Origin of the sequence: Comamonas sp. 23 (assembly GCF_049601575.1) — a bacterium.
In the GTDB taxonomy this organism is placed as follows: Bacteria; Pseudomonadota; Gammaproteobacteria; order Burkholderiales; family Burkholderiaceae_C; genus Comamonas; species Comamonas squillarum.
Window position 1 is genome coordinate 4,178,642 of the sequence record NZ_CP187127.1, and the last position, 24,217, is coordinate 4,202,858.

Genomic DNA, 24,217 nt, shown 5'->3' on the forward strand with positions numbered 1-24,217 from the left:
AACAGTCCCCGATTGCGGGTCAAAATTAAACAGCAGGCATGGGGTCAGGCAATCTTGAACCGAGACACCGACTGGCGCAGCTCCTCGGCCATTTGCGACAGCTCACGCACCTGCTGCGCCGTGGTACGGGTGCCATCACTGGTCTGCTCCGTCACCGCAAAAATATGCTGGATATTCTCCGCCACATCATTGGCCTGAACGGCTTCATCGGACGCGGAACGCGAAATCTGTTGAATCAGATCTGCCAGCTCACGCGACACACGGTCAATCTCCGCCAGTGCCGTACCGGCGCTGTCTGACAGACGGGCCCCTTCCACCACACCCTGGGTCGAGCGTTCCATAGCGGCCACCGCGTCCTGGGTGTCGGTCTGAATCGCCTTCACCAGCACCGAGATCTGGCGCGTTGCATCCGCAGAGCGTTCAGCCAGGCGCTGCACTTCTTCGGCCACCACCGAGAAGCCGCGACCGGCTTCACCTGCGGACGCAGCCTGAATGGCCGCGTTCAACGCCAGCACGTTGGTCTGTTCGGTAATGTCCGAGATCAGGTCGGTAATTTCACCAATCTCTTGCGAGGACTCGCCCAGGCGCTTGATACGCTTGGAGGTGTCCTGGATCTGGTCACGGATAGAGTTCATACCACCGATCGCGTTTTCCACGGCCTGCAGACCGGACTCGGCAGCCATCAGCGATTTGCGCGCCACCGAGGCCGATTCCTGCGCCTGCGAGGACACGAGGTTAATACGGGTTGCCATGTCCAAAATGGACTTGCCGGTTTCGCGAATCTCGCGCAGCTGCTCGGTCGAGGCGGCCAGCAGTTCGGTCGAGGTGGCATCCACCGTCGACGTGGTTTGCGCCACGCGGGTCGCCGTGTTCTGCACGCTGCCCACCAGCATGCGCAGCTCTTCCACCGTGTAGTTCACCGAGTCGGCAATCGCGCCGGTGATGTCCTCGGTCACGGTCGCTTCCTGGGTCAGATCCCCTTCAGCGACGGACTGCAACTCGTTCATCAGGCGCAAAATAGCCGCCTGGTTGGCGTCGTTGAGGCGCTTGGCCTCCTGCTCCTGGCGGGTTGCTTCTTGCTGCAGCGATTCGGCAGAGCGGCGGCGGTTCAAGCTGTCTGCCAGCTGCAGACGCACCAGGCCCCAGACACCCAGGCCCACCAGCAAGGCGGCCAGCACAATGCCCACCAGGTACAGCCAGACGCGGTCGGACCAGCTGTTCAGATCTGCCTGCAACACTTCCAGGCCCTTGCGCAGCGGATCGCTGGCCGACTGGATCGAGACTTCGGCCTCACGGGCCTCCGAGATGCCCTTGAGGTTGCTCAGCACCGAGGAGCCGTCCTTCAAGGTGATGTCGTACTGGGTCGACAGCTCCAGCAGCTTGTCGCGCACGGCGCCGTCACGGGCGGGGCTCAGGCGCAGCTCGGCACTGCCGTTGAGCAGGCCGGCGACGATTTCCTTGAAGGTGTTCAAGTCCTTGCCCAGCAGGAACACCGCTTCGGCATTGGCACCGGAGGCGCTTTGGAAGTCGTTGGCCGACTTGCCGATACGCTGGGTCAGCATGGCCAGCTGGCTGGCGGCGGCAATTTCAGCGGTCGGTGCTGCTTGCTGCAGCTTCAGGCTCACCACCGCCTCGCTCAGCTCCAGCAGGGTCTGGGTGTTCTTGTGAATCGCCTGCAAGTCCTTGTTCATCGCGACCAGCGAGGCCTTTTGCTTGACCACGGCATCGCTCTTGCTTGCGGTACGGTCAGAGGCTTCCACCAGCGGCGCCAGCACATCGGCGTAGGAGCTGCCCAGCGCCTTGATGGCCGGGTCGTCCGAGCCCATGTTCAGGCCGTCGATGTTCTTTTTCAGAATCGACGAGGCTTCTGCCACTTCGGCAAACGCCTGCTCGTTACCGTTGACGGCCTGGCCCACCGATTTGGCCAGACGCTGCGACTGGGTCAGAGCCTGGCCGGTCGCGGCCAGCTGGCCACCAGTGGTGCGCGACTGCAAAATCGCCCACACCGCCAGGCCAAAGAACACCACCAGACCGACGACCACGATGGTCAGCAAGGTCTTCTGGTGCTTGGCAGCCGGCGCGGCGCCCAGAATGGGCAAGGTCACCAGGTCTTCGCTGGCGGTATCGCCTTCGACCAGCTGGGCCATGTAGTCATCCTGCACCGCAGCGCCCGAGGCGCTTGCCGCCGTCTTGGCGGGCGGCACGCCGTCACCGGTCGAGCCTTCGGAGAGCATTACCTGGTCACCATCTGGGAAGATGCTGACACCTGGGTCTGCCACGTCTTCTTTGCGTTTGAATAATTTGTTGAACATACAAATACCGAAAAGGATGAAGCCGCGGAAGCCCCGCACTAAACCGTGATATCGAGAAAATCGGGCGCATTGGCCAGCAGCTGCAGGTTGAGTTCCTGCCACTGCTCGCCATTGGCGGATAGGTACAACGCACCAAAAAATTCCGGCGCATCGGCCGGTTTGTCTTTGGATTGCGAAAAATCATTGCTGCCGCGCAAGCCTTCGAGCTGCTCGACAAACAGTGCGGCATTGACGCCCATCATGGGATTGAGCGCGACCACCGAGGCCCCGGCAAACACCTGCTCACTGCGCGCGACGGGCAGGCCCAGCATGCGGGCCAAATCCACCACCGTCAACAAAATACCCCGAATGCTGGTCACGCCGAGCATCCAGGGTTTGGTGTAGGGTACAGGCTCCACCCCGCTCCAGCCCAGCACTTCGCCAGACTGGCTCAAAGGCAGCAGAAAGTTCTTGCCACTGATCTTGACGGCCAACCACGAGGCACCTACTGCGGTCTGGTTGCGTGCCTGGCTCAGACGATCGGCCAGCCGGGTTTGCAGCTCTCGCAAGTCTTCGCGCTGTGCCATGCCTTATCCCAGTGCCTCGATCTTGGCCTTGAGTTCGGCCGGATCCACCGGTTTGGTCACATAGCCACGCGCGCCCTGGCGCATGCCCCAGACCCGGTCGGTTTCCTGGTTCTTGCTGGTGCACATGATGATCGGGATATCCGCATACTCGGGGCTGCGGGTGATCAGACGGGTCAGCTGAAAGCCGTTCTGTCCGGGCATCACCACGTCCATCAGAATCAGGTCAGGGCGGTCTTCCGACAGGCGCAGCATCGCCTCGTCCGAGTTTTGCGCAGTGCGCACCACCATACCCTGGCGTACAAGCAGATCGCTCAAAAACATCAATTCAGTTTTTGAGTCATCAACGATAAGAACTTTTTGAATAGGCACGACCCCTCCTTAACGCTCGGCAACGAAACGTCCGACGGTTTCCAGTAATTGATCTTTGGTAAATGGCTTGGTGAGGTAGTCTTCACACCCCACCATTCGTCCCCGGGCCTTGTCAAAGACGCCGTCCTTGGACGACAGCATGACCACGGGTGTCGATGCAAAAGCATCATTGCGCTTGACGATGGCGCAGGTTTGGTAGCCGTCCAGTTTTGGCATCAGGATGTCGCAAAACACCATGTCCGGCTTGAAATCGTTGATTTTGGAGAGGGCGTCGAAGCCGTCTTCGGCAAGCAGCACCTCATAGCCGCCCTGCTTGAGAAAAATCTCAGCACTTCTGCGAATGGTATTGCTATCGTCGACCACCAATACCTTGAAGTTGTCTGCGGAAACTGTCACCGGCCACCCTCCTCATTGCATGTCATGAAATGTGAATGCACGCGGCAGCCAAGGCTGACAAAGCCCCTCCCACCCGTTTGCATTGAACACATACGCCCTATGGCAATTTTTCTTTCGACGAATCCGCATGTGCTGGAGATGCATTTTGCACCACAGCGCGTACACTGCATCCGTCGTCCCTGCTCCTAATTTTGAAAAGCTTACAGAGGCTTTACATAGAATGCAACGATTGTAGCTTTTCAACACAGATTTAACGGTGATTCCCGTACCAATGTGCCTTATCTCGTTGACCTATGACATCCTCCTTGACAAACCAGCCAGAATCCAGCCCGAGTGAGAGCACGTTGGCCGCCACGATCGATACCGCCAGTATCCTGTGCATCAACGCCAATGACCCCAGTGGCGCAGGCGGCACCAATGCCGATGCGCTGGCCGTGGCCTCCATGGGCGGCCACCCCTGCACCGTGGTCACCGGTGCCTTGATCCGTGACACCCTCGACACCATCGACTTTTATCCGCTCTCTGATGATGCGGTACAACAACAGGCGCAGACCGTATTGCAGGATATTCCCATCCGCGCGATCAAATTGGGCTTCCTGGGCTCGATCGAAAACATCAGGGTGTGTGCAGAAGTAACGAACGACTACCCGGATGTCCCGGTGGTGGCCTATGTGGCCGGCATGGCCTGGTGGGACAGCGAACTGATCGACGACTACCTGGACGCCTACCAGGAGCTGCTGCTGCCCCAGGTGACCGTACTGGTGGGTGCCTATGGCCTGCTGTGGCGCTGGCTTTTGCCCGATCGCACTTCCGAGCACCGCCCCAGCCCCCGGGACATTGCCAAAGCCGCCGCCGACCACGGCGTGCCCTTTGTGCTGGTCACCGGCATCCCCGCCCACGACCAGCATGTGGAAAACGTCCTCGCCTCGGCCGACACCATCTACGGCAGCGGCGAGTTCGAACTGTTCGAGACCGAATACATCGGTGCGGGCGACACCTTGAGCGCCGCCCTCACCGCCTTGCTGGCCACCGAGGTGCCGCTGAGCGACGCCACCGCCGAAGCGATGACCTACCTGGACAAGTGCCTCGAAGGCGGCCTGCGCCCCGGCATGGGCAAGACTGTGCCCGACCGCCTCTTCTGGGTGCATGCCGATGACGAAGAAGAAGACGAGAGCGAAGCGGCCGATGAGGGTGGCGGTATCGATACCCGCCCGCTCTAAAACCTGTTCAAAAGCCTGCGCATTCCAGTGCAGTGAATACCGGATTGACAGCCCCAAGCGCCCGCTTGGCCGACAATCCAAGGCCAGTGTAGATGTGAGCCCCTTATGACGATCGATAAAAACGCCCAGTTGTTTGAACGTGCCCGCCAGGTGATCCCCGGTGGCGTGAACTCGCCCGTGCGGGCCTTCAATGCGGTGGGCGGCACGCCGGCCTTCATTGCCCGCGCCCAGGGCGCGCACCTGTTCGATGCCAATGACAAGCAGTATGTGGACTACATCGGCTCCTGGGGCCCGATGATTTTGGGCCATGGCCACCCGCAGGTGCTGAGCGCCGTGCAGGCCGCGCTGCTCGAAGGCTTCTCCTTCGGCGCGCCAACCGAGCGCGAGATCGCGCTGTCCGAAGCCATCTTGAAGCTGATGCCCTCGATGGACATGGTGCGCCTGGTCAGCTCCGGCACCGAAGCGGGCATGAGCGCGATCCGCCTGGCGCGCGGCTTTACCGGCCGCAACAAGATCATCAAGTTCAACGGCTGCTACCACGGCCACGCCGATGCGCTGCTGGTGAAGGCCGGCTCGGGCCTGGCGACCTTTGGCGCCTCGTCCTCGGCCGGTGTGCCCAGCCATGTGGTGCAGGACACCATCGTGCTGGAGTACAACGACATCGGCCAGTTGGAAGAGGCCTTTGCCAAGTACGACGACCAGATCGCCTGCGTGATCATGGAGCCCATTGCCGGCAACATGAACTTTGTGCGCGCCAGCACCGCGTTTACCCGCCGCATCAGCGAGCTGACCAAGGAACATGGCGCGCTGCTGATCTACGACGAGGTGATGACCGGTTTCCGCGTGGCCCTGGGCAGCGCGCAGAGCCTGTATGCGCAGCAGATCCCCGGCTTCCAACCCGACATTACGGTCCTGGGCAAGGTGATTGGCGGCGGCATGCCGATGGCCGCCTTTGGCGCGCGCCGCGAGATCATGGAAAAGCTCTCGCCGCTGGGCCCGGTCTACCAGGCCGGCACCTTGTCGGGCAACCCCATTGCCACCGCCTGCGGTCTGCAGACCCTGGCGCTGATCAGCCAGCCGGGCTTCCATGAAGCGCTGCATGCCAAGACCGGCCAGCTGATGGCCGGCCTCAAGGCCGAGGCCGATGCCGCCGGCATCCCCTTCAGCGTGGACCACCAGGGCGGCCTGTTCGGCTTCTTCCTGCTGCCCGAGCTGCCCAGCCACTACGAGGCAGTGATGAAGAGCGACAAGCCGCTGTTCAACAAGTTCTTCCACGGCATGCTCGCGCGCGGCCACTACTTTGCGCCGGCACTGTACGAGGCCGGCTTTGTCAGCAGCGCGCACACCGATGCCGACATCGAAGCCACCATCGACGCGGCCCGCGAAGTCTTCAAGACCTTGTAAGCCACGTCCCCCTCCTCTGCCAGCGCTTCTGGCGGGCATAAAAAAAACCTCGGCATGCCGAGGTTTTTTTGTGGTCTGTCGCAGGCGATCAGTCGTCGCTGCCACCCAGTTGCATGATCAGACGCAGCACATACCAGAACAGCAGCGCCACCGATGCGAACAGGTGCAGGGCCGCGCCAGCGGGGCGGTCTGCGGGGTAGTGGCGCATGATCTGCGAGGTGTCATACAGCACGCAAGCGCCGGCAAACAGCACCATCGCGCCGGAGAACCAGATGCCCAGCTTGAAGCCGAACACGACACCGGCCAGGATGATGCCGATCGCCACCAGGCCGCCGATCTTCAAGAAGCCGCCCAGGAAGGAGAAGTCCTTCTTGCTGGTAAAAGCGGTGAAGGTCAGGCCCGCGACCAGTGCCAGGGTGGCGATCGATGCCGCCTGGATGGAGCCCGGCGCAATGATGCTGGCCATCGCCAGCATCGGCGCGAAAATGAGCGACTCGGCGAACACAAAGCCACCCAGCGCCAGGTACTGCACGCCGGTGCTTTCCGAATTGTCCGCCGCGTTGGTGGCGAGCCAGCCCACCACCATGAACGCGCCCATCACCGCAAGCCAGCCCCATTTGCTGACACCCAGCATCTTGAGCATCGCAAACGATGCGCCGCTGGCGTAGAGGCCAAACGACAGCACGGCAAAAGCCAAGATGGCTACGGCCAGATGGCTGTAGGCCGCCTTGATAAATTGGCCACGGCTGTTTGCCTCGGCCAGGCCTCCGCCGTGTCCGGCGTATTCGGGAAAGTTCATGCGTCCTCCTTCAGGTCTATGTCGGAGCAGTATCGCAGATTTGCTTTACAAAGCTGGGCCTTTCCAGGCCCTGCCTACGGGCATTGCCGCCGGGCACAAAAAAGCCCGCAGTCACAGCGGGCTCCAGAGCGTGGGTGCAGCAGGCCATCAAGGCGGGCTGGCAGCGGGCGTCTTGGCGGGGCTGAGCGCCATCAGCCAGCCGGCCATCAGCTCGGCCTGCTCCTGCGTGATCTGCGGGTGGCGCGGCATCACGATGCGGCCCCATTCGCCCACGCTGCCTTCGCGGATCTTGCCGGCCAGGTAGGGAACGGCGTCGTCACGGCCCGCATAGCGCTTGGCGATATTGCGAAAGCCGGGGCCCACCACGTCAAGCTCCATCGTGTGGCAGCGCATGCAGTCGCTGCTGCGGGTGACCAGCTCACGCCCCTTTTGCAGCTGCGGGCTGGCCTCGATCAGGCGGTCAGCGGCCGTCACCTCGGGCTTGGGCCGGATGATCAGCCGCCCGATATTGAACATGCCCAGGCCCACCACCAGCGCAAATGCCACGATCAGCACGCCCAGCCAGCGCGAGCGGCGCGGGGCTTCGGTCTCTGAATCGGGATGGAGGTGCGGGTCTGGTTGCTGCGAATCGCTCATGCTGGAATCGGCCCGGGGGCCAGCGCTGGAAACGGGCCGGCGAACGCGCAGGTTCGCGGCCCTGGGTGAAAAGCGGCAGCGCCCTCACAGGCGCCGCCCGTGCCATCAATGGCGGAAGTGGCGCACGCCGGTGAACACCATGGCCACGCCGCGCTCGTTGGCGGCATCGATCACTTCCTGGTCGCGCATCGAGCCACCAGGCTGGGCCACGCAGGTGGCGCCGGCATCGACCACCACATCCAGGCCATCACGGAAGGGGAAGAAGGCATCGGACGCCACAACGGTGTTCTGCAGCGACAGCTTGGCCGCCTCCGCCTTGATCGACGCGATACGGGCCGAATCTAGGCGCGACATCTGGCCCGCGCCCACGCCCATGGTCATGCCGTTCTTGCAGAACACGATGGCATTGGACTTGACGAACTTGGCCACCTTCCAGGCAAACAGCAGGTCCTGCAGTTCTTGCGGGGTCGGCTGCTTGACGGTCACGACCTTCAGATCCGCCAGTTGCAGCTCGTGGTTGTCGGCCGATTGCAGCAGGATGCCCGAGCCCACGCGCTTGGATTCAATGGCGTTGCGGCCCTGCTCCCAGTCGGTGTTGCCGCCAGCGGGCAGTGCGATCTTCATCAGGCGCACATTGACCTTGGACTTGAAGATCTCCAGCGCCTCGGCGCTGAAGTCCGGGGCCATCAGCACTTCGACGAACTGCTTGGACACGGCTTCGGCTGCAGCCTTGTCGACGGCGCGGTTGAAGGCGATGATGCCGCCAAAAGCGCTGGTCGGGTCGGTCTGGAAGGCCTTGGAGTACGCTTCGAACGCATCGGCACCCACGGCCACGCCGCAGGGGTTGGCGTGCTTGACGATCACACAAGCGGGCACTTCGAAGCTCTTGACACATTCCCAGGCGGCATCGGCATCGGCGATGTTGTTGTAGCTCAGCTCCTTGCCTTGCAGTTGCACGCCCGTGGCCAGCGAGCCGGGTGCGGGGTACAGATCGCGGTACCAGGCCGCTTGCTGGTGGCTGTTTTCGCCATAGCGCAGGTCCTGGATCTTGATGAACTGGCTGTTGCTCTGGCCGGGGAAGGCGGCGCGCTCGGGCACGTATTCTTCCGACAGCTTTTCGTCTTCGAAGGTAACCGACGACAGGTAGTTGCTGATCGCGCCATCGTACTGGCTGATGCGGTTGAAAGCGGCAACCGACAGTGCAAAGCGAAGTTGGTTGCTCAGCTTGCCGCCGGCCTTCAGCTCGGCGAGCACCGCGTCGTACTGGTCGGCGGCGGTGATCACGCCCACATCCTTCCAGTTCTTGGCAGCGGAGCGCACCATCGCCGGGCCACCAATGTCGATGTTCTCGATCGCATCGGCCAAGGTGCAGCCGGCCTTGGCAACGGTCGCTTCAAAGGGGTAGAGGTTCACCACCAGCAGGTCGATGGTCTCGATGCCGTGTTCCTTGAGCGCAGCCATGTGCTCGGGCAGGTCGCGGCGGGCCAGCAGGCCGCCGTGCACCATGGGGTGCAGGGTCTTGACGCGGCCGTCGAGCATTTCGGGGAAGCGGGTGACCTCGGCCACTTCGGTCACGGGCAGGCCCTTGTCGGCCAGCAGCTTGGCGGTGCCGCCGGTGGACAGCAGGTGCACACCCAGCGCATGCAGGGCCTGGGCAAACTCGACAATACCGGTTTTGTCGGAAACGGAAATCAGGGCTTTCATGTCAATCACTTCAAAGATAGAAACAGGCTTGTGCCGCATGCGCAGCGGGCGCAAGCAGCACTGAAATCAGGGCGCGAGTCAGAGCATCTTGTGCTCGACCAGCTTCTTGCGCAGCGTGTTGCGGTTCAGGCCCAGCCACTCGGCGGCCCGCGACTGGTTGTTGTCGGCGTGGTTCATCACCACCTCCAGCATCGGGCGCTCCACCATGCGCACCACCATCTCGTACACGCGGTCCGGCACCTCGCCTTCCAGATCCTGAAAATAGGTCTGCAGGCTGTCCCGCACGGACTGCTCAATCGTCGTCTTACTCATACAAAGTCATCACTCATTGTTGTTGCTTGGGCCATCGCACTCCCGCTGGCCTCTGGTGCTGGAGCCATGCCAGGCAGCCGGTCCATCTGTTGCCCCAGGGCTAACAGGTAATCGGCTACGGCCTGCCATTGCGCCGCACTGTTGTCAATCACATTCATCTCGCGCCGAAACGCATCGCCCCCCGGCAGATCGCGCACATACCAGGCGATGTGCTTGCGCGCCGAGCGCACGCCCGTGCTCTCGCCGTACAGCGCATAGTGGTCCTGCAGGTGCTCGAGCAGATGGCGGCGCAGCTCGGCCACCAAGGGTGGCGCGAGCAGCTCGCCGGTCTGCAGAAAATGCACGATCTCGCGAAAAATCCAGGGGCGGCCCTGGGCCGCCCGTCCCACCATCACCGCGTCCGCACCAGTGAAGGCCAGCACATCGCGTGCCTTGGCCGGGCTGGTGATATCGCCATTGGCAACCACCGGCACCGACACCGCCTGCTTGACGGCACGGATCGTGTCGTACTCGGCCAGGCCCCGGTAGCCCTGCTCGCGCGTGCGGCCATGCACGGTAAGCATCTGGATGCCCGCCTGCTCGAACTGGCGCGCCAGCTGCACGGCATTCTTGTGGTCATCGCTCCAGCCGGTGCGCATCTTCAAGGTCACCGGCACGCCATAGGGGGCGGCAGCCGCCACCACGGCTGCAGCAATCTCGACGGCCAGCGGCTCGTTTTGCATCAGCGCCGAGCCGGCCCATTTGTTGCAGACCTTCTTGGCCGGGCAACCCATGTTGATGTCGATGATCTGCGCGCCGCGCTCAATGTTGTAGACCGCCGCCTCCGCCATCATCGGCGCGTCGGTTCCTGCGATCTGCACGGAGATCGGGCCGGGTTCGCCGGCATGGTTGGCGCGGCGGCTGGTCTTGAGGCTGTCCCACAAGTCCTTGCGGCTGGTCACCATCTCGCTGACCGCATACCCCGCCCCCAGCGCTTTGCACAGCTGGCGAAAAGGCCGGTCCGTCACGCCCGCCATGGGCGCCACAAACACGTTGTTGGCCAGAGTGTAGGGACCGATGCGAACGGACATGGAATGCAAAAAGCGAGCACTTCGCCACCGAAGTGCTGGTTGTTGTGGTGAGGGGAAGGGGCAGATTGTACTGCTTAAAAAAGTAGCAAACATCCAATCTACCCGCTTGACATTTGGGAATGCCCAAAAAATCGGCGACGGGACGCCCGCTGGCCAGGTCCCAACAACGCACTTGGCGGCCGCAGTGGGCGCTCCAGCGCCGCTGCCGCAAGCGCTTGTCCAGATGGGATTTTTCGGCCTCTTGGCTGACACGGCAGCGGCCCGCAGCGCCGCTGACGGGCGCCCCCCAGCCGCTACACTGGCAGCCATGGAAGCTTGGATTCAACAGTTGCTGACATGGCTGGCCCTGCCGCAGTTCGGGCTCAGCACGGTCTTTATCGTGGCCCTGATATCGGCCACCTTGCTGCCGCTGGGCTCCGAGCCCGCTGTGGCCGGCCTGCTACACCTGAACCCCGATCTGTTCTGGCAGGCCATCTTGGTGGCTACCGCCGGCAATACCCTGGGCGGCGCCATCAGCTGGTGGACCGGCGCGCTCGCCCGCACCGCCTGGTACAAGGCCCGCAGCCTGCGTAAGGTTGGGCTTGACCTCGCCGACCCCAGCCAGCCCCCTGCGCCACCCAACAAGCAAAGCCGCCACCAGCGCATGGCCCGCATCTGGCTGCGCAAGTTTGGCGCCAAGGCCTGCCTGCTCAGCTGGCTGCCCATCGTCGGTGATCCGCTCTGCGCTGTGGCCGGCTGGCTGCGCCTGCCGTTCTGGCCCTGCGTGTTCTATATGGCGGTGGGCAAGTTTTTGCGCTATTTGGTAATGACGGCCACCATTTTGCATTTCTGGCCCTCGTGAAGTCGCGCTGAGGCTGGTGCCCACCTCTGCCGCACTAATCCACCCGCAGACCCAGCTGCTGCGCCACGGCCGCATAGCGGTCGATGTCGCTGGCGATCACCCGCCCAAACTCGGCCGCACTTTGTTGCATCGGCGTGTAGCCTTGCTCGCGCAGCCACTGCTGCATCGCAGGCTCGGCCAGAATCTGCGCCAGCTCCGCATGCATGTGCTGCACGACGGCATCACTGGTGGCGGCAGGCGCCAACAGACCATGCCACTGCTCCACGCTGAAGCCGGCACTGCCCTGCTCGGCCACAGTGGCAACCTGGGGCCACTGCGCCAGGCGCTGGGGCGCGGTGATGGCAATGGCGCGCACGCGGCCCGCCTCGATCAGTGGCGCAGCGCTGCTGGCGGTGACCATGCCCATGGCGACCTGGCCGGCGGCCACGGCGGTGATGGCCGGCCCGCAGCCCTTGTAGGGCACATGCTGCCAATGCAGCTGCGCGGCCTGGGCCAGCATTTCGCCGGCCAGGTGCTGTGGCGTGCCATTGCCGCAAGAGGCAAACGGCAGCTGCAGCTGCTGCGCCGAAGCGCGTACATCGGCCAGACTGCGCAGCGCGCTGCCCTGCGGCACCACCAGCACCGACGCGATCGTGCCCACATTGAACACGGCCTTGAAATCCTGGCGCGGGTCAAAATCGAGCTGGCGGTAGACGGCGGGGTTGATCGCGAACGAGCTGTTCACCATCAGCCAGCTGCTGCCATCGCCCGGGGCCTGTGCCACATGGCGCGCGCCAATATTGCCGCTGGCCCCGGGGCGGTTTTCCACCACCACGGTCTGGCCGGTGCGCTGCTGCAAGGCGGCGCCCAGTTTGCGCGCGAGCAGGTCGGTGCCGCCGCCGGGCGGAAAGGTCACGACGATGGTGATGAGCTTGTCAAAGCGGGCCGCCGCCATGCTGCTGCCGCCCAGCCACAGGCCAGCTGCAATGCAGGCCACAGTGGCGCTTGCGACCCACCACCAGGAAAAGCGTTGGAAAACTCGGGGCATCACAGGCCTCCTTCCAGGTTATGCCAGGTGTTCGGGTAATAGAGGGCCAGCTCAGGCATCCAGGCCAATATCGAGCACCTTGGCGCTGTGCGTGAGCCAGCCCACTGCGATCTGGTCCACCCCGGTGGCGGCCACCTGGGGCGCCGTCTCGGGCGTGATGCGGCCCGAGGCCTCGGTCACCGCCTTGCCCCGGCACATGGCCACCGCCGTGCGCAGGGTCTCCAGGTCCATGTTGTCCAGCAGCACCACGTCCACCCCGAGCTGCAATGCGGCATCGAGCTGCGCGAGCGTGTCCACCTCGAGCTCGATCTTGACCATATGGCCGACGCCCGCCCGGGCGCGGCCCACGGCGGTGGCCACATCGCCAGCCAGCGCAATGTGGTTGTCCTTGATCAGCACGGCGTCATCCAGGCCAAAGCGGTGGTTGCTGCCGCCACCCACGCGCACGGCATACTTTTGCAGCGCGCGCAGGCCCGGCATGGTCTTGCGCGTGCAGGTCACCCGCGTGCCATAGGGCTGGATGGCCTGGGCAATCGCATAGGTGGCGCTGGCCACGCCGCTCAGGTGGCAGAGGTAGTTCAGCGCCGTGCGCTCGGCCGTCAGGATCGCCCGGCTCTTGCCATGGATGCGGGCGATCTCCATGCCCGGCGCCAGCACCGTGCCGTCGCCGCACAGCGGCTCAAACACGACGCCGCTGTCGAGCAGATGGAACGCCAGCCGCGCCAGATCCAGCCCCGCCAGCACCCCCGCTTGCCGCGCCACCAGGCGCAGGCTGTCCCTGGCGTCAGCTGGCACTATCGTGTCAGTCGTCAGGTCACCGGCGCGGCCCAGGTCTTCGAGCAGCGCCATGCGCACCAGCGGCTCCAGCATCACATCGGGCAGAGGAGGAACGGGCAGCGCAGCCGTTTGATTAATGCTCATTTTGAGTATTTATGGAGTAAAAAAAGGGGCGCACCAGCCTTGTACCAGTCGCACGGGTATTTATGCTAAACCTGAGCATAAATACTGTCAAGCGCTGAAGCCCTGGGACCTGTCACCTGCGCTCAGGCCTTCAAAAAGGGGTTGGGGTACTCAGCCGCGTGCCAGCGGCAGCTTGTTGCCTGCCACTGCCCGCTCCACCAGCACATTGCGGCGGAAGCGAAACAGCTTGGCGGGGCGGCCTGCGCCCTGGCTGCTGATCTCGCCGGTGTCTTCGACCAGTGCCTGCTGCTCGATCAGGCGGCGAAAATTCTGCTTGTGCAGGCTGCGCCCGGCCAGCGCTTCCACCGCCTGCTGCAGCTGCAGCAGCGAGAAACTGTCGGCCATCAGCTCGAACACCACCGGGCGGTACTTGATCTTGGCCCGCAGCCGCGCCATGCCAGTAGCCAGAATGCGGCGGTGGTCATTGCGCATCGCCGTGCCCAGCAAAGTCTGGCCTTGGGGGGCCGCCATGCCATCGCGCCAGGCCTCAGCCACGAGGCCCGCTTCAAACAGCAGCTCGTAGCGCTGCAGCACCAGCTCTTCGTTCCAATCGCTGCCTTCGAGGCCAAAGCTCACACAGGCCCGCTCCCAGCGCGCGCTGGCTGCCGCCTTGTCCGCCGCCTGCTCACTCCAAGCCTGCAAGGCAGGCGCAATGCGCTGGCCCAGCATCGCCGGCGCGCCGCTGCGCCAGTCCTCCCAGGGGAAATAGCGGTACCAGTCCTGCCAGCCCCGCTGGGCCTGGCCGGCATCGTCCAACTCGCGCGTCAATGCTAGGTAGCTGATGGAGATCGCCCGCATGCCCAGCTCCTGCGAGCGGTCGCGGTCGGCAAAGGTGTAGAGCTGCTCCACAAAGCCCAGCGGGTGGTGGGTCTGCGTCTCCACCCAGGCGCGCAGGCTGGCCTGCAGCGAGCGGTGGTTGGCGGTAAAAGGCCCGGCCGGCAGCGTCTCGCCCGCTTGCGTGGTCAATATGCGCGGCTGCCCGCCCGTCACCGCCACCAGCACCGCCACCAGATCGGCCTGCACCGAATGCTGCTCGCGCTCGGCGGCGTTTTGCGCAAGGGGCGCATCCGCAGCAGTGGTTTTTGTGATCGCGGCAGGTGGGGTCACCAAAGGGGGGCTTTCAAAAATCGATGGACGGGGCGGCGCTTGCAGTGCCAGCCAAGAGGGCGCTACGTCGCAAGCAGCGGCTATCTTATAACGGCTTGCAGCGTTGCTCTGCCATCGCGCTGCCCCATGCGCATGAGCGCAGTGCAGCACGAAAAAGCCCGCTGACCTGCAGCGGGCTTGGGGGTTCTGACGGCCAGCACGCAGCGAATGCCTGCGGGCAGTGTTGTTGCCGAAACGGTCAGACGTTAAACAGGAAGTTCAACACATCGCCATCCTTGACGATGTATTCCTTGCCTTCGGCGCGCATCTTGCCCGCTTCCTTGGCACCCTGCTCACCCTTGTACTGGATGTAGTCATCAAAGGCGATGGTCTGGGCGCGGATAAAGCCGCGCTCGAAGTCGCCGTGGATGACGCCAGCGGCCTGGGGTGCGGTGGCGCCCACGGGCACCGTCCAGGCGCGCACTTCCTTCACACCGGCGGTGAAGTAGGTTTGCAGACCCAGCAGCGAGAAGCCGGCGCGGATCAGGCGGTTAAGGCCAGGCTCTTCCAGGCCCATTTCCTGCAGGAACATGTCGCGGTCTTCGTCGCCCATCTCGGACATTTCTGCCTCGATCTTGGCGCAGATGGCGACCACGGGCGCGCCTTGCGCTTGGGCATAGGCCTTGAGGCTGTCGAGCAGCGGGTTGTTCTCGAAGCCGTCTTCGCTGACGTTGCCGACAAACATCGCGGGCTTGGCGGTGATCAGGCAGAACTGCTTGAGCAGCGGCGCGTCTTCCTTGGACACGGGCACGATGCGGGCGGGCTTGCCCTCGTCGAGCACGGCCTGGATGGGGGTCAGCAGCGAGACCAGCTTGGCCGCTTCCTTGTCGTTGCCCGACTTGGCCGCCTTGCTGTAGCGGTTCAGCGCTTTTTCGACGGTGGCCAGGTCGGCCAGGCACAGCTCGGTCTGGATGACTTCGATATCGGCAATCGGGTCGACCTTGTTGGCCACGTGGATCACGTTCGGGTCTTCGAAGCAGCGCACGACGTTGACGATGGCGTCGGTCTCGCGGATGTGGGCCAGGAACTGGTTGCCCAGGCCTTCGCCCTTGGAGGCGCCTGCCACCAGGCCGGCGATGTCGACAAACTCCACGATGGCCGGAACAACGCGCTCGGGCTCGACGATCTTGGACAGCTGGTCCAGGCGCGGATCGGGCACTTCCACCACGCCGGTATTGGGTTCGATCGTGCAGAAAGGATAGTTTTCGGCGGCAATCCCTGCCTTGGTCAACGCATTAAAAAGGGTGGACTTGCCAACATTGGGCAAACCGACGATGCCGCATTTGAGGCTCATGGCAGTGCTTTCTCTATTCTTTCGGACAAACCAGGCATTTTAAGCCGACTGCATGGCAATCGCGAATCCAGGCGTATTTCAACGGAAAGCCTCAATCAAACTGTAAGGCACCGCCGACCGCATCACCCACCCGCAATATCCCGCCCGTACCTGCCGGCACATAGGCATTCATGCCAAAGGTGACGGCGCCGTCCAGGCGCTCATCGTGACGGTAGGTCTGCAAGGTGTCGGTCACGCTGGTACCGCTCGCAGCGGTGGCCGGGTCGATATCGGGGATCGGGCAGCGTGCGCAGGGCTTGACCAGCGGCAGATCGGCCCATTGCTGGCTGCCCGGGCCGCCCTGCTGCACCGACAGGCTCTCGATGCGGTCTTCGTCATGCGACTGAAAGCCTTCGACAATGATATTGGCGCGAAAGCGCTCAGCCACCACCGGCGCGTCGCCCGCCTGGCGCAGGCGCTCATTGAGCTCATTGACGGAGGCCTGGCTGACCACCAGCACCGGAAAGCCATCGGCAAACTGCGTGGGCGCATCGGCCCCGCCTGTCCACTTCTTGCTCGCCAGCCGCAGCGCCTGCGGCGCCATGCGCACCAAAGTGCATTCGGTCTGCAGGAACGCGCTGAACCAGGCATTGACGGCATCGGGCGCCTGCAGGCCCGTCACCTGGTCGTCCCAGACGCGCACCGCCCGCTCGGGGCCGCTAAAGGCCATGTCCACCTGGAGCGGGTCCATGCCCGGGGCGGTGACCGTCATCACGCCATCGGCAATGGCCGGCTGCACCAGCACCATGCGGGCGATTTCGCGCTGCGAGATGAATTCGCCCCGACCATCGACGAGCATGAAGGCCCGGTCATGCTCCAAGCCTGTGGCCAACAGGCGTGCGCTTTGCACGGCGATACCGGCACAGGATTTGATGGGAAAAACCCACAATTGGCCAATATGGCCGGTGACATCAAAAAATTCGCTATTTGCCATGCTGCTCTGCGCCTGGGTTGATTCTGGGCAAACCACACTGTAACGAGTAAATGGCCGCCTTGCATCTGGGGACCGCCTGCTGAGCGCCCAACGGTGGCCAGCCCCCTGCGCCAAGTCGTACCTGCGCGCTGCACTGCCATGGTGCCCCACTACAATAGATCGCTTATGGCTTCTGAATTCGACGTTTGTATCCGTGGCGCGGGCATTGTGGGCCGCAGCTTGGCATTGTTGCTGGCGCGCGAGCGCATGCGCGTGGCGCTGGTGGACACGGCGCCTGCACCCAGCAACAGCGGCCACGGCGATGTGCGCGCCTATGCGCTCAACCAGCTCTCGCGCGAGGTGCTGCAGTCGGTGCGCAGCTGGCCCGAGGCCCAGCACGCCACGCCGGTAACCCGCATGGATGTCTATGGCGACCAGGGCGGCGAGGTGCATTTTGATGCGGCTCAGCAGCATACCCAGGCGCTGAACTGGATCGTCGATGTGCCGGCGCTGGAAGCGCAACTGGCCGCTGCCGTGCGCTACCAGCCGATGGTCGAGACGGTAGGCAGCCCGGTCGATGCCGCCCTGACAGTGGTCTGCGAGGGCAAGCACAGCCGCACCCGGGAAGAATTTGGCGTGGAGTTTGCCACGATCCCCTACCACCAGACAGCCGTCGCCACCCGCCTGCGCTGCGAGCGCCCGCATGGCCAGGCCGCGCGCCAGTGGTTTTCTGCAGCCGGCGACATTCTGGCCTTTTTGCCGCTGGGCGGCCCGGACGGCCATGAGGTGGCCGTCGTCTGGTCGCTGCCGGTCAGCCAGGTCGAAGGCGTCAAGGCGCTCGACGATGCCGGCCTGGCGATGGCGCTGGAATCGGCCAGCCAGGGCATGCTGGGCCAGCTCACTGTTTGCGCCGAGCGCGCCGCCTGGCCGCTGCAGCAGTCGGTGGCGCGCCAGTGGTGCGGCCCCCTGCCGGGGAGCGCCCTGCAAGACAGCGCCCGCGCCAAGAGCTGGGTGCTGGCCGGCGACAGTGCCCATGCCGTGCACCCGCTGGCCGGCCAGGGCCTGAACCTGGGCATGGCCGACATCGCCGCGCTGGCCCGCCTGCTAACCAGCGAAGATGCGCGCTGGCGCCGCCTGTCGGACCTGCGCCTGCTGCGCCGCTATGAGCGCGAGCGCAAGGCACGCCTGGCCCCCATCGGCTTGGCGATGGACAGCATTCAACAATTGTTTACCAGGCCCGAGACGCCTTTGCAAAGCCTGAGAAACTGGGGCATGCGCGGCTTTGAGAGCAGCGGCCCGCTGAAATCCTGGGTCACCCGCCAGGCCATGGGAGTGAACTTTTAGCGCCCATCTGGTACAAAGCTGTGCTCGGCCTGAAGCCGCTTGCAGGTAGCAAAATGTTAATAGTTGCGAGGGCTTAGCGCTGGCCCGGGCCTGAGGGGTCCCGGGGCACATGCTTGCTTCGAAGACAGACGTCGGAGTGCGGTCAAGCGGCTTGTAGGCACTGGTATCTGCCAGTGCCTGGGCTTTTCACCATCAAGATTCAAAAAAAGGTTTCTCATGCGAATTCTCTCTACCGTATTGGCCAGTGCTGCCATCGCGGCCAGTTTCTCCGCCAGTGCACAAGAAGACGCGATCCGCAAGGCGCTGGCAGAGCGTATCCCCCAGCTGCAAAAGATTGACGAAGTCAGCGCCACGCCGATGCAGGGCCTCTATGAAGTGCGCGTGGGCACCGACCTGTTCTACAGCGATGCCAAGGGCAACTACCTGATCCAGGGCGAGCTGATCGACACCCAGGCACACCGCAACCTGACCGAAGACCGCATGAACAAGCTGACGGCAGTGGACTTCAACAGCCTGAACCTGAAGGACGCGATCAAGACCGTCAAGGGCAATGGCTCGCGCAAGATTGCCGTCTTTGAAGACCCCAACTGCGGCTACTGCAAGCGCTTCGAGAAGGACCTGCAAAACGTCAAGGACGTGACGGTCTACACCTTCCTCTACCCGATCCTGAGCCCCGACTCGGTCGAGAAGTCGCGCAACATCTGGTGCGCCAAGGACCCGGCCAAGGAATGGGCCAGCCACATGCTCAAGGGCACCGATGCCCCCGCCGCCGCATCGAGCTGCGACGTGACGGCGCTGCAGCGCAATATGGAATTTGGCCGCAAGTACAAGATCACCGGCACGCCGACGATCTTCTTTGCCGATGGCTCGCGCGTTCCCGGCGCAATCGGCTCGGACGACCTGGAAAAGCGCCTCAAGGCCGTCAAGTAAGCCAGGCAGCTTGCTGCCCGCATTCCATCAGGCCCTTCGGGGCCTTTTTTGTGCCCGCTGAATTCCTGGGTCGGCACGCGCCCATGCAATTGGGGCTACGCTTGCGGGCTATGACCCAAAGCGCAGCCGCCACGGCACCCCATGCCATCCAGTACACCATCACGCCCATCGATCTGCACGCCCACCTCTACCAGGTCGTGCTCAATATCCCCCGGCCCAAGGCGATGCAGACCGTGTCGCTGCCGGTCTGGATCCCGGGCAGCTACCTGGTGCGTGAGTTCTCCAAATCGCTGCAGGGCCTGAGCGCCAGCCAAAGCGCGCAGCTGGTCGATATCCAGCAGCAGAACAAGAACACCTGGGTGGTGGACTGCAGCGCAGCGGAACCGCTGACCCTGAGCTACCAGATCTGCGCCTATGACAGCTCGGTGCGCACTGCCTGGCTCGACAGCCAGCGCGGCTTTTTCAACGGCACCAGTGTATTTTTGCGTGTGCATGGCAGCGAGGCCCTGCTGCAGGTGCTGCACATCGAGCCGCCGGCCCAGCAGCCCCATTGGCAGGTGGCCACCGGCCTCCTGGCCGCGCAGACCAACCCCCAAGGCTTTGGCCGCTACCATGCCAGCAGCTATGATGAGCTGGTGGACTGCCCGGTGGAGATGGGGCCATTCTGGAGCGCCGAGTTCAGCGCGCACGGCGTGGCGCACCGCTTTGTGGTGGCCGGCGCACCGCCCAGTTTTGATGGCGCACGCCTCATTGCCGATACGCAAAAGATCTGCGAGACCGAAATCCGCCTCTGGCACCCCCGGGGCAGGCCGCCTTTCGAGCGCTATGTGTTCATGCTCAACGCCATGGACGACAACTACGGCGGCCTCGAGCACAAGAACTCCACCGCCCTGATCTGCAGCCGGCGCGACCTCCCCCGCAAGGGCGAGGCCCAGGCCAGCAGCGGTTACATCACCTTGCTGGGTCTCATCAGCCACGAGTATTTCCACACCTGGAACGTCAAGCGCCTGCGCCCGATGGAGCTGGCCAGCTACGACTACGAACGCGAGAACTACACCGAGCTGCTGTGGTTCTTCGAGGGCTTTACCAGCTACTACGACGACCTGGTCCTGCGCCGCGCCGGCCTGCTGGACAACAGCCAGTACCTCAAGCTGCTCAACAAGACCTTGAACCAGGTGCTGCAGACGCCGGGCCGCCATCTGCAAAGCGTGGCCGAGGCGAGCTATGACGCCTGGGTCAAGTACTACCGCCAGGACGAGAACACGCCCAACGCCACCGTCAGCTACTACACCAAGGGCTCGCTGGTGGCCCTGTGCCTGGACCTGAGCCTGCGCCGCGCAGGCCACAGCGGGCTTGATGGGGTGATGCGGGCACTGTACCGGCGCTGCAAGGCCGGCCCGATGCGCGAGCAGGACCTGCTCGATGTGCTGCACGAGCTGACGGACCGCAGCTGGGCCGCCGACATCAGCGCCTGGGTGCATGGCAAGCTCGATCTGCCCGTGGCCGCCCTGCTCCAGGCCCATGGCGTCGATTGCCAGCCCGACAAGCCCCAGATCGCCCAGCAGCTGGGCCTGCGCGTGGCCGAGGGCGCTGCGGGCATCAGCATCAAGGTGGTGCTGCGCGGCGGCGCGGCCGAGGCCGCCGGCATGATGGCGGGCGACGAATGGATCGGCATCGAGCCGCTGCAGGCCAGTGCCCAGAGCGGCGGTTGGCGCCTGCACAAGCTCGACGACCTGCTGCTCTACGCCGGGGATGCCCAGCAGGTGCTGGCCCTGGTAGCCCGGGACAAGCGCCTGCTGCGCCTGCCGCTGGCCTTGCCAGCCCGCGCAGACGCCGCCCCTGCAAAAGGCCGCAAGAAAGCCCCAAAAACTGCCAGCCAGAGCGACACCGTCACCTTGGCTGTCACCGATGCGAATCTGGTCAATCTCTGGCTGGACGGGCGTTGATCGCGGGCAGTGACCCGCCCACCTGCACCCAAAAAGCGCCATCTTGCGCAGCTCGCTACGCCGCAACAGCCCGCTTGGTGTAGGATGCCTGTCGACCATGCGGGCGCCAGCAGGCCGCTGCTGCCCCACAACCCAAGGAGATAGACCGTGGCCTATGAAATGATCGAAGTGCGCGTCGAAGCCGAGAAAGTGGGCATCATCACGCTCAACCGCCCCAAGGCGCTGAACGCGCTCAACGACCAGCTGATGAACGAGCTGGGTGAGGCGCTCAAGGCCTTTGACGCCGACAAGAACATTGGCTGCATGATCATCACCGGCAGCGAAAAGGCCTTTGCCGCGGGCGCCGACATTGGCGCCATGGCCAAGTACAGCTTTGCCGATGCCTATGGCGGCGACTACATCACCCGCAACTGGGAAGCGATCCGCAGCATCCGCAAGCCCGTCATTGCCGCCGTCAGCGGCTACGCACTGGGTGGCGGCTGCGAGCTGGCCATGATGTGCGACTTCATCATCGCCGCCGACAACGCCCGCTTTGGCCAGCCCGAGATCAAGCTGGGCGTCATCCCCGGCGCCGGCGGCACGCAGCGCCTGCCCCGCGCCGTGGGCAAGGCCAAGGCCATGGACCTGGCCCTCACCGGCCGCATGATGAACGCCGACGAGGCCGAGCGTGCCAGCCTGGTCAGCCGCGTGGTGCCCGTGGACAAGCTGATGGAAGAGGCGCTGGGCGCGGCCATCATCATCAGCGGCTTCTCGCAGCTGGCCGTGATGGCCGCCAAGGAATCGGTGAACCGCGCGTTCGAGGGCAGCCTCAACGACGGCGTGATGTTCGAGCGGCGCCTGTTCCACGCGCTGTTCGCGACCAATGACCAGAAAGAAGGCATGGACGCCTTCGTCAACAAGCGCCCGGCCCAGTTCAGCAACAGCTGATCAGGCGCTACGGTGCCATTGGTGCAGGGGCCATGGTCCTTGCCAGCACCCGCCACGCAAAATGACTGTTTTTGACAAAACCTGGCGACATTGATCGCCGAGCCAAATTTTCGGTATATAATTTCGTTCTGCCGGTCGTATAGCTCAGTTGGTTAGAGCGCAGCATTCATAATGCTGATGTCGTAGGTTCAAGTCCCACTACGACCACCAGGTTTCAAGCCGCAGTGATTGCATGATCACTGCGGCTTTTCTCTTTGGCGCATCCGTTTTGATGGCTGCAAGTCGCGCCGAAAAAGTCGCAGCCAGCAGCCGGTACGCCGCCCATCCGCCCCTACAATGGAGTCTGCCGGTCGTATAGCTCAGTTGGTTAGAGCGCAGCATTCATAATGCTGATGTCGTAGGTTCAAGTCCCACTACGACCACCACATCCCACCGCAGTGCCTGCCACAGGCCCTGCGGTTTTTTTATGCCCACAGGGGCACAATAGCCCCATGCAAGACCTGTTCAGCCCCGCCGCCAACGATGACCAGACGCACTGGGAGCGCATTGCCATTGGCCGCCAGGCCTGTGTGCTGCGCGGCTTTGCGCTGCGCTGGGAGGATGACTTGCTGCGCCAGGTGCAGGCCATCGTGCAGCAGGCGCCGTTTCGCCATTTGCGCACCCCCGGCGGGCGCCCTATGCAGGTGGCGATGAGCAACTGCGGCGCATTTGGCTGGTACAGCGACCAGCACGGCTACCGCTACAGCGCCACCGACCCCTTGAGCGGCCAGCCCTGGCCCGCCATGCCACCCGCCTTCGCAGCGCTGGCCGCCCAGGCGGCGCAGGCAGCCGAGCTGCCGCCTTTTGCCCCCAATGCCTGCCTGATCAACCGCTACAGCGTCGGCACCCGCCTGACCCTGCACCAGGACGAAGGTGATGCCCGCCACCCGATCGTGTCGGTATCGCTGGGCCTGCCCGCCATCTTTTTGTGGGGTGGTGATGCCCGCGCCGATGCCACGCAAAAGCTGCCGCTGCAGCATGGCGATGTGGTGGTCTGGGGTGGCGTGGACCGCATGCGCTACCACGGGGTGATGCCGGTCAAGGATGGGGTGAGCGCTGTGGCGCATCCGCTGCTCGATGGCCAAAGAATCAACCTGACCTTCCGCCGCGCAAGCTAGACCGCTGGCTCAGGGGCCGCGCCACCCAGCTCCTGCGACAGGCAATCGATAAAGCTGCGCACCTTGGGCGCCAGGTAGCGCCGGCTGGTGTAGATCGCATACAGGGTCACCGTCAGCGCCTCCCACTGGGGCAGCACCCGCTGCAGCTGGCCGCTGCGCAGGTCGTCCTCCACCAACCAGGATGGCAAAAAGCCCAGGCCCATGCCGGCGCGCACCGCATGCAGGCTGAGGTTGGAATCATCGGACAGCAGGGCCGGCTGCAGGTGCAGCGGCGCGCTGCGTGCGCCGGGCTGGCTCAGCTGCAAGGGGCTGAGCGATACATAGCTGGGCAACACGGCAGGGTGCTGGGCGAGGTCGGCAGGCTGCTGGGGCGGGCCAGCCTGCCCCAGGTAAGCGGGGCTGGCCACCAGGTAGAACGGCACCTGGCACAGCGGGCGGGCAATCAGATGCGGGGCGGGGTCGGACGAGGCGCGCATGGCCATGTCATAGCCGGCGGTGGCCAGGTCGATCTTGTGGTTGTCCAGGTGGATATCGACCAGCACCTGCGGATAACGGGCGCGGTAGCGCGCCAGGATGCGCGCCATCTGCGGGGTAGCGCACCAGACCGGCGCGCTGATCTTGAGCTGACCGCTGGGGGCCTGGTGGTGCTGGCCGATCTCCTGGGCAGCAGCGTCCAGCATCTCCAACGCCAGGCTGCTTTGCGCATACCAGCGCTGGCCCGCCTCGGTCAGGCTGACATGGCGGCTGCTGCGGTTGAGCAGGCGCGCACCCAGGCGCTGCTCGAGCTGGGCCACATGCTTGCTGACCATCGGGGCCGAGATGCCCAGGCGCTCGCCAGCCTGCGCAAAGCTGCCGTTATCCACCACCGCCTGGAATACCTGCATGCTGGTGAGCTGGTCCATAGT

23 protein-coding genes and 2 tRNA genes are annotated in these 24,217 nt (G+C 64.0%); 10 read left to right on the top strand and 15 right to left on the bottom strand.

Translation table 11 applies throughout. The features are described 5' to 3' along the window. Window positions 1-44: 44 nt before the first annotated feature. From ACPEE1_RS18910 to ACPEE1_RS18925, 4 genes are read right to left on the bottom strand one after another with little or no spacing between them, the layout of a single operon-like run. Window positions 45-2,312, bottom strand: coding sequence for a methyl-accepting chemotaxis protein (locus ACPEE1_RS18910; protein WP_232539538.1), 2,268 nt, complete (start codon window positions 2,310-2,312; stop codon window positions 45-47). Between the two features lie 38 nt (window positions 2,313-2,350). Further along, window positions 2,351-2,878, bottom strand: a complete 528-nt coding sequence (locus ACPEE1_RS18915) for a chemotaxis protein CheW (RefSeq protein WP_021027284.1) — start codon at window positions 2,876-2,878, stop codon at window positions 2,351-2,353. A 3-nt stretch (window positions 2,879-2,881) separates the two neighbouring features. Then, window positions 2,882-3,247: a response regulator gene (locus ACPEE1_RS18920; protein ID WP_021027285.1), complete on the bottom strand. Its 366-nt coding sequence runs from the start codon at window positions 3,245-3,247 to the stop codon at window positions 2,882-2,884. Between the two features lie 9 nt (window positions 3,248-3,256). Continuing rightward, window positions 3,257-3,643 (bottom strand): response regulator, encoded by a 387-nt coding sequence (locus tag ACPEE1_RS18925; protein ID WP_021027286.1) that lies wholly within the window; start codon window positions 3,641-3,643, stop codon window positions 3,257-3,259. A gap of 344 nt (window positions 3,644-3,987) precedes the next feature. Between ACPEE1_RS18925 and thiD the strand changes: the two genes are divergently transcribed. Together thiD and hemL are read left to right on the top strand one after the other, a co-directional pair. Beyond that, on the top strand, window positions 3,988-4,863 hold the full coding sequence (gene thiD, locus ACPEE1_RS18930) for a bifunctional hydroxymethylpyrimidine kinase/phosphomethylpyrimidine kinase (RefSeq protein ID WP_243419236.1): 876 nt from the start codon (window positions 3,988-3,990) through the stop codon (window positions 4,861-4,863). A gap of 105 nt (window positions 4,864-4,968) precedes the next feature. After that, on the top strand, window positions 4,969-6,267 hold the full coding sequence (gene hemL, locus ACPEE1_RS18935; protein ID WP_116924636.1) for a glutamate-1-semialdehyde 2,1-aminomutase: 1,299 nt from the start codon (window positions 4,969-4,971) through the stop codon (window positions 6,265-6,267). An 88-nt stretch (window positions 6,268-6,355) separates the two neighbouring features. Here the strand turns inward: hemL and ACPEE1_RS18940 are convergent, their stop codons facing one another. From ACPEE1_RS18940 to dusB, 5 genes are all read right to left on the bottom strand, one after another. Next, window positions 6,356-7,066, bottom strand: a complete 711-nt coding sequence (locus ACPEE1_RS18940; protein WP_116924635.1) for a Bax inhibitor-1/YccA family protein — start codon at window positions 7,064-7,066, stop codon at window positions 6,356-6,358. A gap of 147 nt (window positions 7,067-7,213) precedes the next feature. Next, window positions 7,214-7,702, bottom strand: coding sequence for a c-type cytochrome (locus tag ACPEE1_RS18945; RefSeq protein WP_116924634.1), 489 nt, complete (start codon window positions 7,700-7,702; stop codon window positions 7,214-7,216). A gap of 105 nt (window positions 7,703-7,807) precedes the next feature. Continuing rightward, window positions 7,808-9,406 carry a bifunctional phosphoribosylaminoimidazolecarboxamide formyltransferase/IMP cyclohydrolase gene (gene purH / locus ACPEE1_RS18950; protein ID WP_116924903.1) on the bottom strand — a complete coding sequence of 533 codons (1,599 nt, stop codon included), beginning with the start codon at window positions 9,404-9,406 and terminating at the stop codon, window positions 7,808-7,810. Window positions 9,407-9,484: 78 nt separating this feature from the next. Continuing rightward, a complete protein-coding gene (locus ACPEE1_RS18955) occupies window positions 9,485-9,718 on the bottom strand; it encodes a Fis family transcriptional regulator (protein ID WP_021027292.1) in 234 nt (77 codons plus the stop codon). Then, window positions 9,715-10,788 (bottom strand): tRNA dihydrouridine synthase DusB, encoded by a 1,074-nt coding sequence (dusB, locus tag ACPEE1_RS18960; RefSeq protein ID WP_116924633.1) that lies wholly within the window; start codon window positions 10,786-10,788, stop codon window positions 9,715-9,717. The genes ACPEE1_RS18955 and dusB overlap by 4 nt, the downstream gene beginning before the upstream one ends. A 307-nt stretch (window positions 10,789-11,095) precedes the next feature. On the opposite strand from dusB, the gene ACPEE1_RS18965 reads away from it, so the two are divergent. Next, window positions 11,096-11,629 (top strand): YqaA family protein, encoded by a 534-nt coding sequence (locus tag ACPEE1_RS18965; protein WP_182345060.1) that lies wholly within the window; start codon window positions 11,096-11,098, stop codon window positions 11,627-11,629. A 34-nt stretch (window positions 11,630-11,663) separates the two neighbouring features. On the opposite strand, the gene ACPEE1_RS18970 is transcribed toward ACPEE1_RS18965, so the two are convergent. From ACPEE1_RS18970 to ACPEE1_RS18990, 5 genes are all read right to left on the bottom strand, one after another. Then, window positions 11,664-12,656 carry a tripartite tricarboxylate transporter substrate binding protein gene (locus ACPEE1_RS18970; protein ID WP_182345059.1) on the bottom strand — a complete coding sequence of 331 codons (993 nt, stop codon included), beginning with the start codon at window positions 12,654-12,656 and terminating at the stop codon, window positions 11,664-11,666. Between the two features lie 51 nt (window positions 12,657-12,707). Beyond that, the gene (gene nadC / locus ACPEE1_RS18975; RefSeq protein ID WP_116924631.1) at window positions 12,708-13,577 is read right to left on the bottom strand and encodes a carboxylating nicotinate-nucleotide diphosphorylase; all 870 of its coding nucleotides are present in this window, start codon (window positions 13,575-13,577) and stop codon (window positions 12,708-12,710) included. A 150-nt stretch (window positions 13,578-13,727) separates the two neighbouring features. Further along, entirely contained in the window at window positions 13,728-14,639 is a 912-nt protein-coding gene (locus ACPEE1_RS18980) for an NUDIX hydrolase (RefSeq protein WP_232539653.1), read from the bottom strand. Window positions 14,640-14,961: 322 nt separating this feature from the next. After that, on the bottom strand, window positions 14,962-16,056 hold the full coding sequence (gene ychF / locus ACPEE1_RS18985; RefSeq protein WP_116924619.1) for a redox-regulated ATPase YchF: 1,095 nt from the start codon (window positions 16,054-16,056) through the stop codon (window positions 14,962-14,964). Between the two features lie 91 nt (window positions 16,057-16,147). Continuing rightward, a complete protein-coding gene (locus tag ACPEE1_RS18990) occupies window positions 16,148-17,029 on the bottom strand; it encodes an MOSC domain-containing protein (protein ID WP_182345057.1) in 882 nt (293 codons plus the stop codon). A gap of 165 nt (window positions 17,030-17,194) precedes the next feature. On the opposite strand from ACPEE1_RS18990, the gene ACPEE1_RS18995 reads away from it, so the two are divergent. The 7 genes from ACPEE1_RS18995 to alkB all read left to right on the top strand — a co-directional run bounded on the left by ACPEE1_RS18995 (window position 17,195) and on the right by alkB (window position 23,312). Next, window positions 17,195-18,352: an FAD-dependent monooxygenase gene (locus tag ACPEE1_RS18995; RefSeq protein WP_182345056.1), complete on the top strand. Its 1,158-nt coding sequence runs from the start codon at window positions 17,195-17,197 to the stop codon at window positions 18,350-18,352. A gap of 216 nt (window positions 18,353-18,568) precedes the next feature. Continuing rightward, the gene (locus ACPEE1_RS19000) at window positions 18,569-19,282 is read left to right on the top strand and encodes a DsbC family protein (RefSeq protein WP_021027301.1); all 714 of its coding nucleotides are present in this window, start codon (window positions 18,569-18,571) and stop codon (window positions 19,280-19,282) included. A 110-nt stretch (window positions 19,283-19,392) separates the two neighbouring features. After that, window positions 19,393-21,228 carry a M61 family metallopeptidase gene (locus ACPEE1_RS19005; RefSeq protein WP_116924616.1) on the top strand — a complete coding sequence of 612 codons (1,836 nt, stop codon included), beginning with the start codon at window positions 19,393-19,395 and terminating at the stop codon, window positions 21,226-21,228. Between the two features lie 147 nt (window positions 21,229-21,375). Further along, window positions 21,376-22,155, top strand: a complete 780-nt coding sequence (locus tag ACPEE1_RS19010; protein ID WP_021025456.1) for an enoyl-CoA hydratase — start codon at window positions 21,376-21,378, stop codon at window positions 22,153-22,155. 133 nt (window positions 22,156-22,288) lie between these two features. Then, window positions 22,289-22,365: transfer RNA gene (locus ACPEE1_RS19015), tRNA-Met, on the top strand. Between the two features lie 138 nt (window positions 22,366-22,503). After that, window positions 22,504-22,580: transfer RNA gene (locus ACPEE1_RS19020), tRNA-Met, on the top strand. Between the two features lie 66 nt (window positions 22,581-22,646). Further along, on the top strand, window positions 22,647-23,312 hold the full coding sequence (gene alkB, locus ACPEE1_RS19025) for a DNA oxidative demethylase AlkB (RefSeq protein WP_116924615.1): 666 nt from the start codon (window positions 22,647-22,649) through the stop codon (window positions 23,310-23,312). Here alkB and ACPEE1_RS19030 read toward each other — a convergent pair. Next, on the bottom strand, window positions 23,309-24,214 hold the full coding sequence (locus ACPEE1_RS19030; protein WP_116924614.1) for a LysR family transcriptional regulator: 906 nt from the start codon (window positions 24,212-24,214) through the stop codon (window positions 23,309-23,311). The genes alkB and ACPEE1_RS19030 overlap by 4 nt on opposite strands. Window positions 24,215-24,217 lie beyond the last annotated feature (3 nt).

Excerpts from the sequence above, each read along its gene's own strand:
- ACPEE1_RS18940 (WP_116924635.1), bottom strand. The coding sequence starts at position 7,066 with ATGAACTTTCCCGAATACGCCGGACACGGCGGAGGCCTGGCCGAGGCA.
- ACPEE1_RS18955 (WP_021027292.1), bottom strand. The coding sequence starts at position 9,718 with ATGAGTAAGACGACGATTGAGCAGTCCGTGCGGGACAGCCTGCAGACC.
- ACPEE1_RS18945 (WP_116924634.1), bottom strand. The coding sequence starts at position 7,702 with ATGAGCGATTCGCAGCAACCAGACCCGCACCTCCATCCCGATTCAGAG.
- ACPEE1_RS18965 (WP_182345060.1), top strand. The coding sequence starts at position 11,096 with ATGGAAGCTTGGATTCAACAGTTGCTGACATGGCTGGCCCTGCCGCAG.
- ACPEE1_RS18910 (WP_232539538.1), bottom strand. The coding sequence starts at position 2,312 with ATGTTCAACAAATTATTCAAACGCAAAGAAGACGTGGCAGACCCAGGT.
- purH (WP_116924903.1), bottom strand. The coding sequence starts at position 9,406 with ATGAAAGCCCTGATTTCCGTTTCCGACAAAACCGGTATTGTCGAGTTT.
- nadC (WP_116924631.1), bottom strand. The coding sequence starts at position 13,577 with ATGAGCATTAATCAAACGGCTGCGCTGCCCGTTCCTCCTCTGCCCGAT.
- ACPEE1_RS18995 (WP_182345056.1), top strand. The coding sequence starts at position 17,195 with ATGGCTTCTGAATTCGACGTTTGTATCCGTGGCGCGGGCATTGTGGGC.
- ychF (WP_116924619.1), bottom strand. The coding sequence starts at position 16,056 with ATGAGCCTCAAATGCGGCATCGTCGGTTTGCCCAATGTTGGCAAGTCC.
- ACPEE1_RS18990 (WP_182345057.1), bottom strand. The coding sequence starts at position 17,029 with ATGGCAAATAGCGAATTTTTTGATGTCACCGGCCATATTGGCCAATTG.
- ACPEE1_RS18915 (WP_021027284.1), bottom strand. The coding sequence starts at position 2,878 with ATGGCACAGCGCGAAGACTTGCGAGAGCTGCAAACCCGGCTGGCCGAT.
- ACPEE1_RS19000 (WP_021027301.1), top strand. The coding sequence starts at position 18,569 with ATGCGAATTCTCTCTACCGTATTGGCCAGTGCTGCCATCGCGGCCAGT.
- ACPEE1_RS19030 (WP_116924614.1), bottom strand. The coding sequence starts at position 24,214 with ATGGACCAGCTCACCAGCATGCAGGTATTCCAGGCGGTGGTGGATAAC.
- ACPEE1_RS19005 (WP_116924616.1), top strand. The coding sequence starts at position 19,393 with ATGACCCAAAGCGCAGCCGCCACGGCACCCCATGCCATCCAGTACACC.
- hemL (WP_116924636.1), top strand. The coding sequence starts at position 4,969 with ATGACGATCGATAAAAACGCCCAGTTGTTTGAACGTGCCCGCCAGGTG.
- dusB (WP_116924633.1), bottom strand. The coding sequence starts at position 10,788 with ATGTCCGTTCGCATCGGTCCCTACACTCTGGCCAACAACGTGTTTGTG.
- alkB (WP_116924615.1), top strand. The coding sequence starts at position 22,647 with ATGCAAGACCTGTTCAGCCCCGCCGCCAACGATGACCAGACGCACTGG.
- ACPEE1_RS18970 (WP_182345059.1), bottom strand. The coding sequence starts at position 12,656 with ATGCCCCGAGTTTTCCAACGCTTTTCCTGGTGGTGGGTCGCAAGCGCC.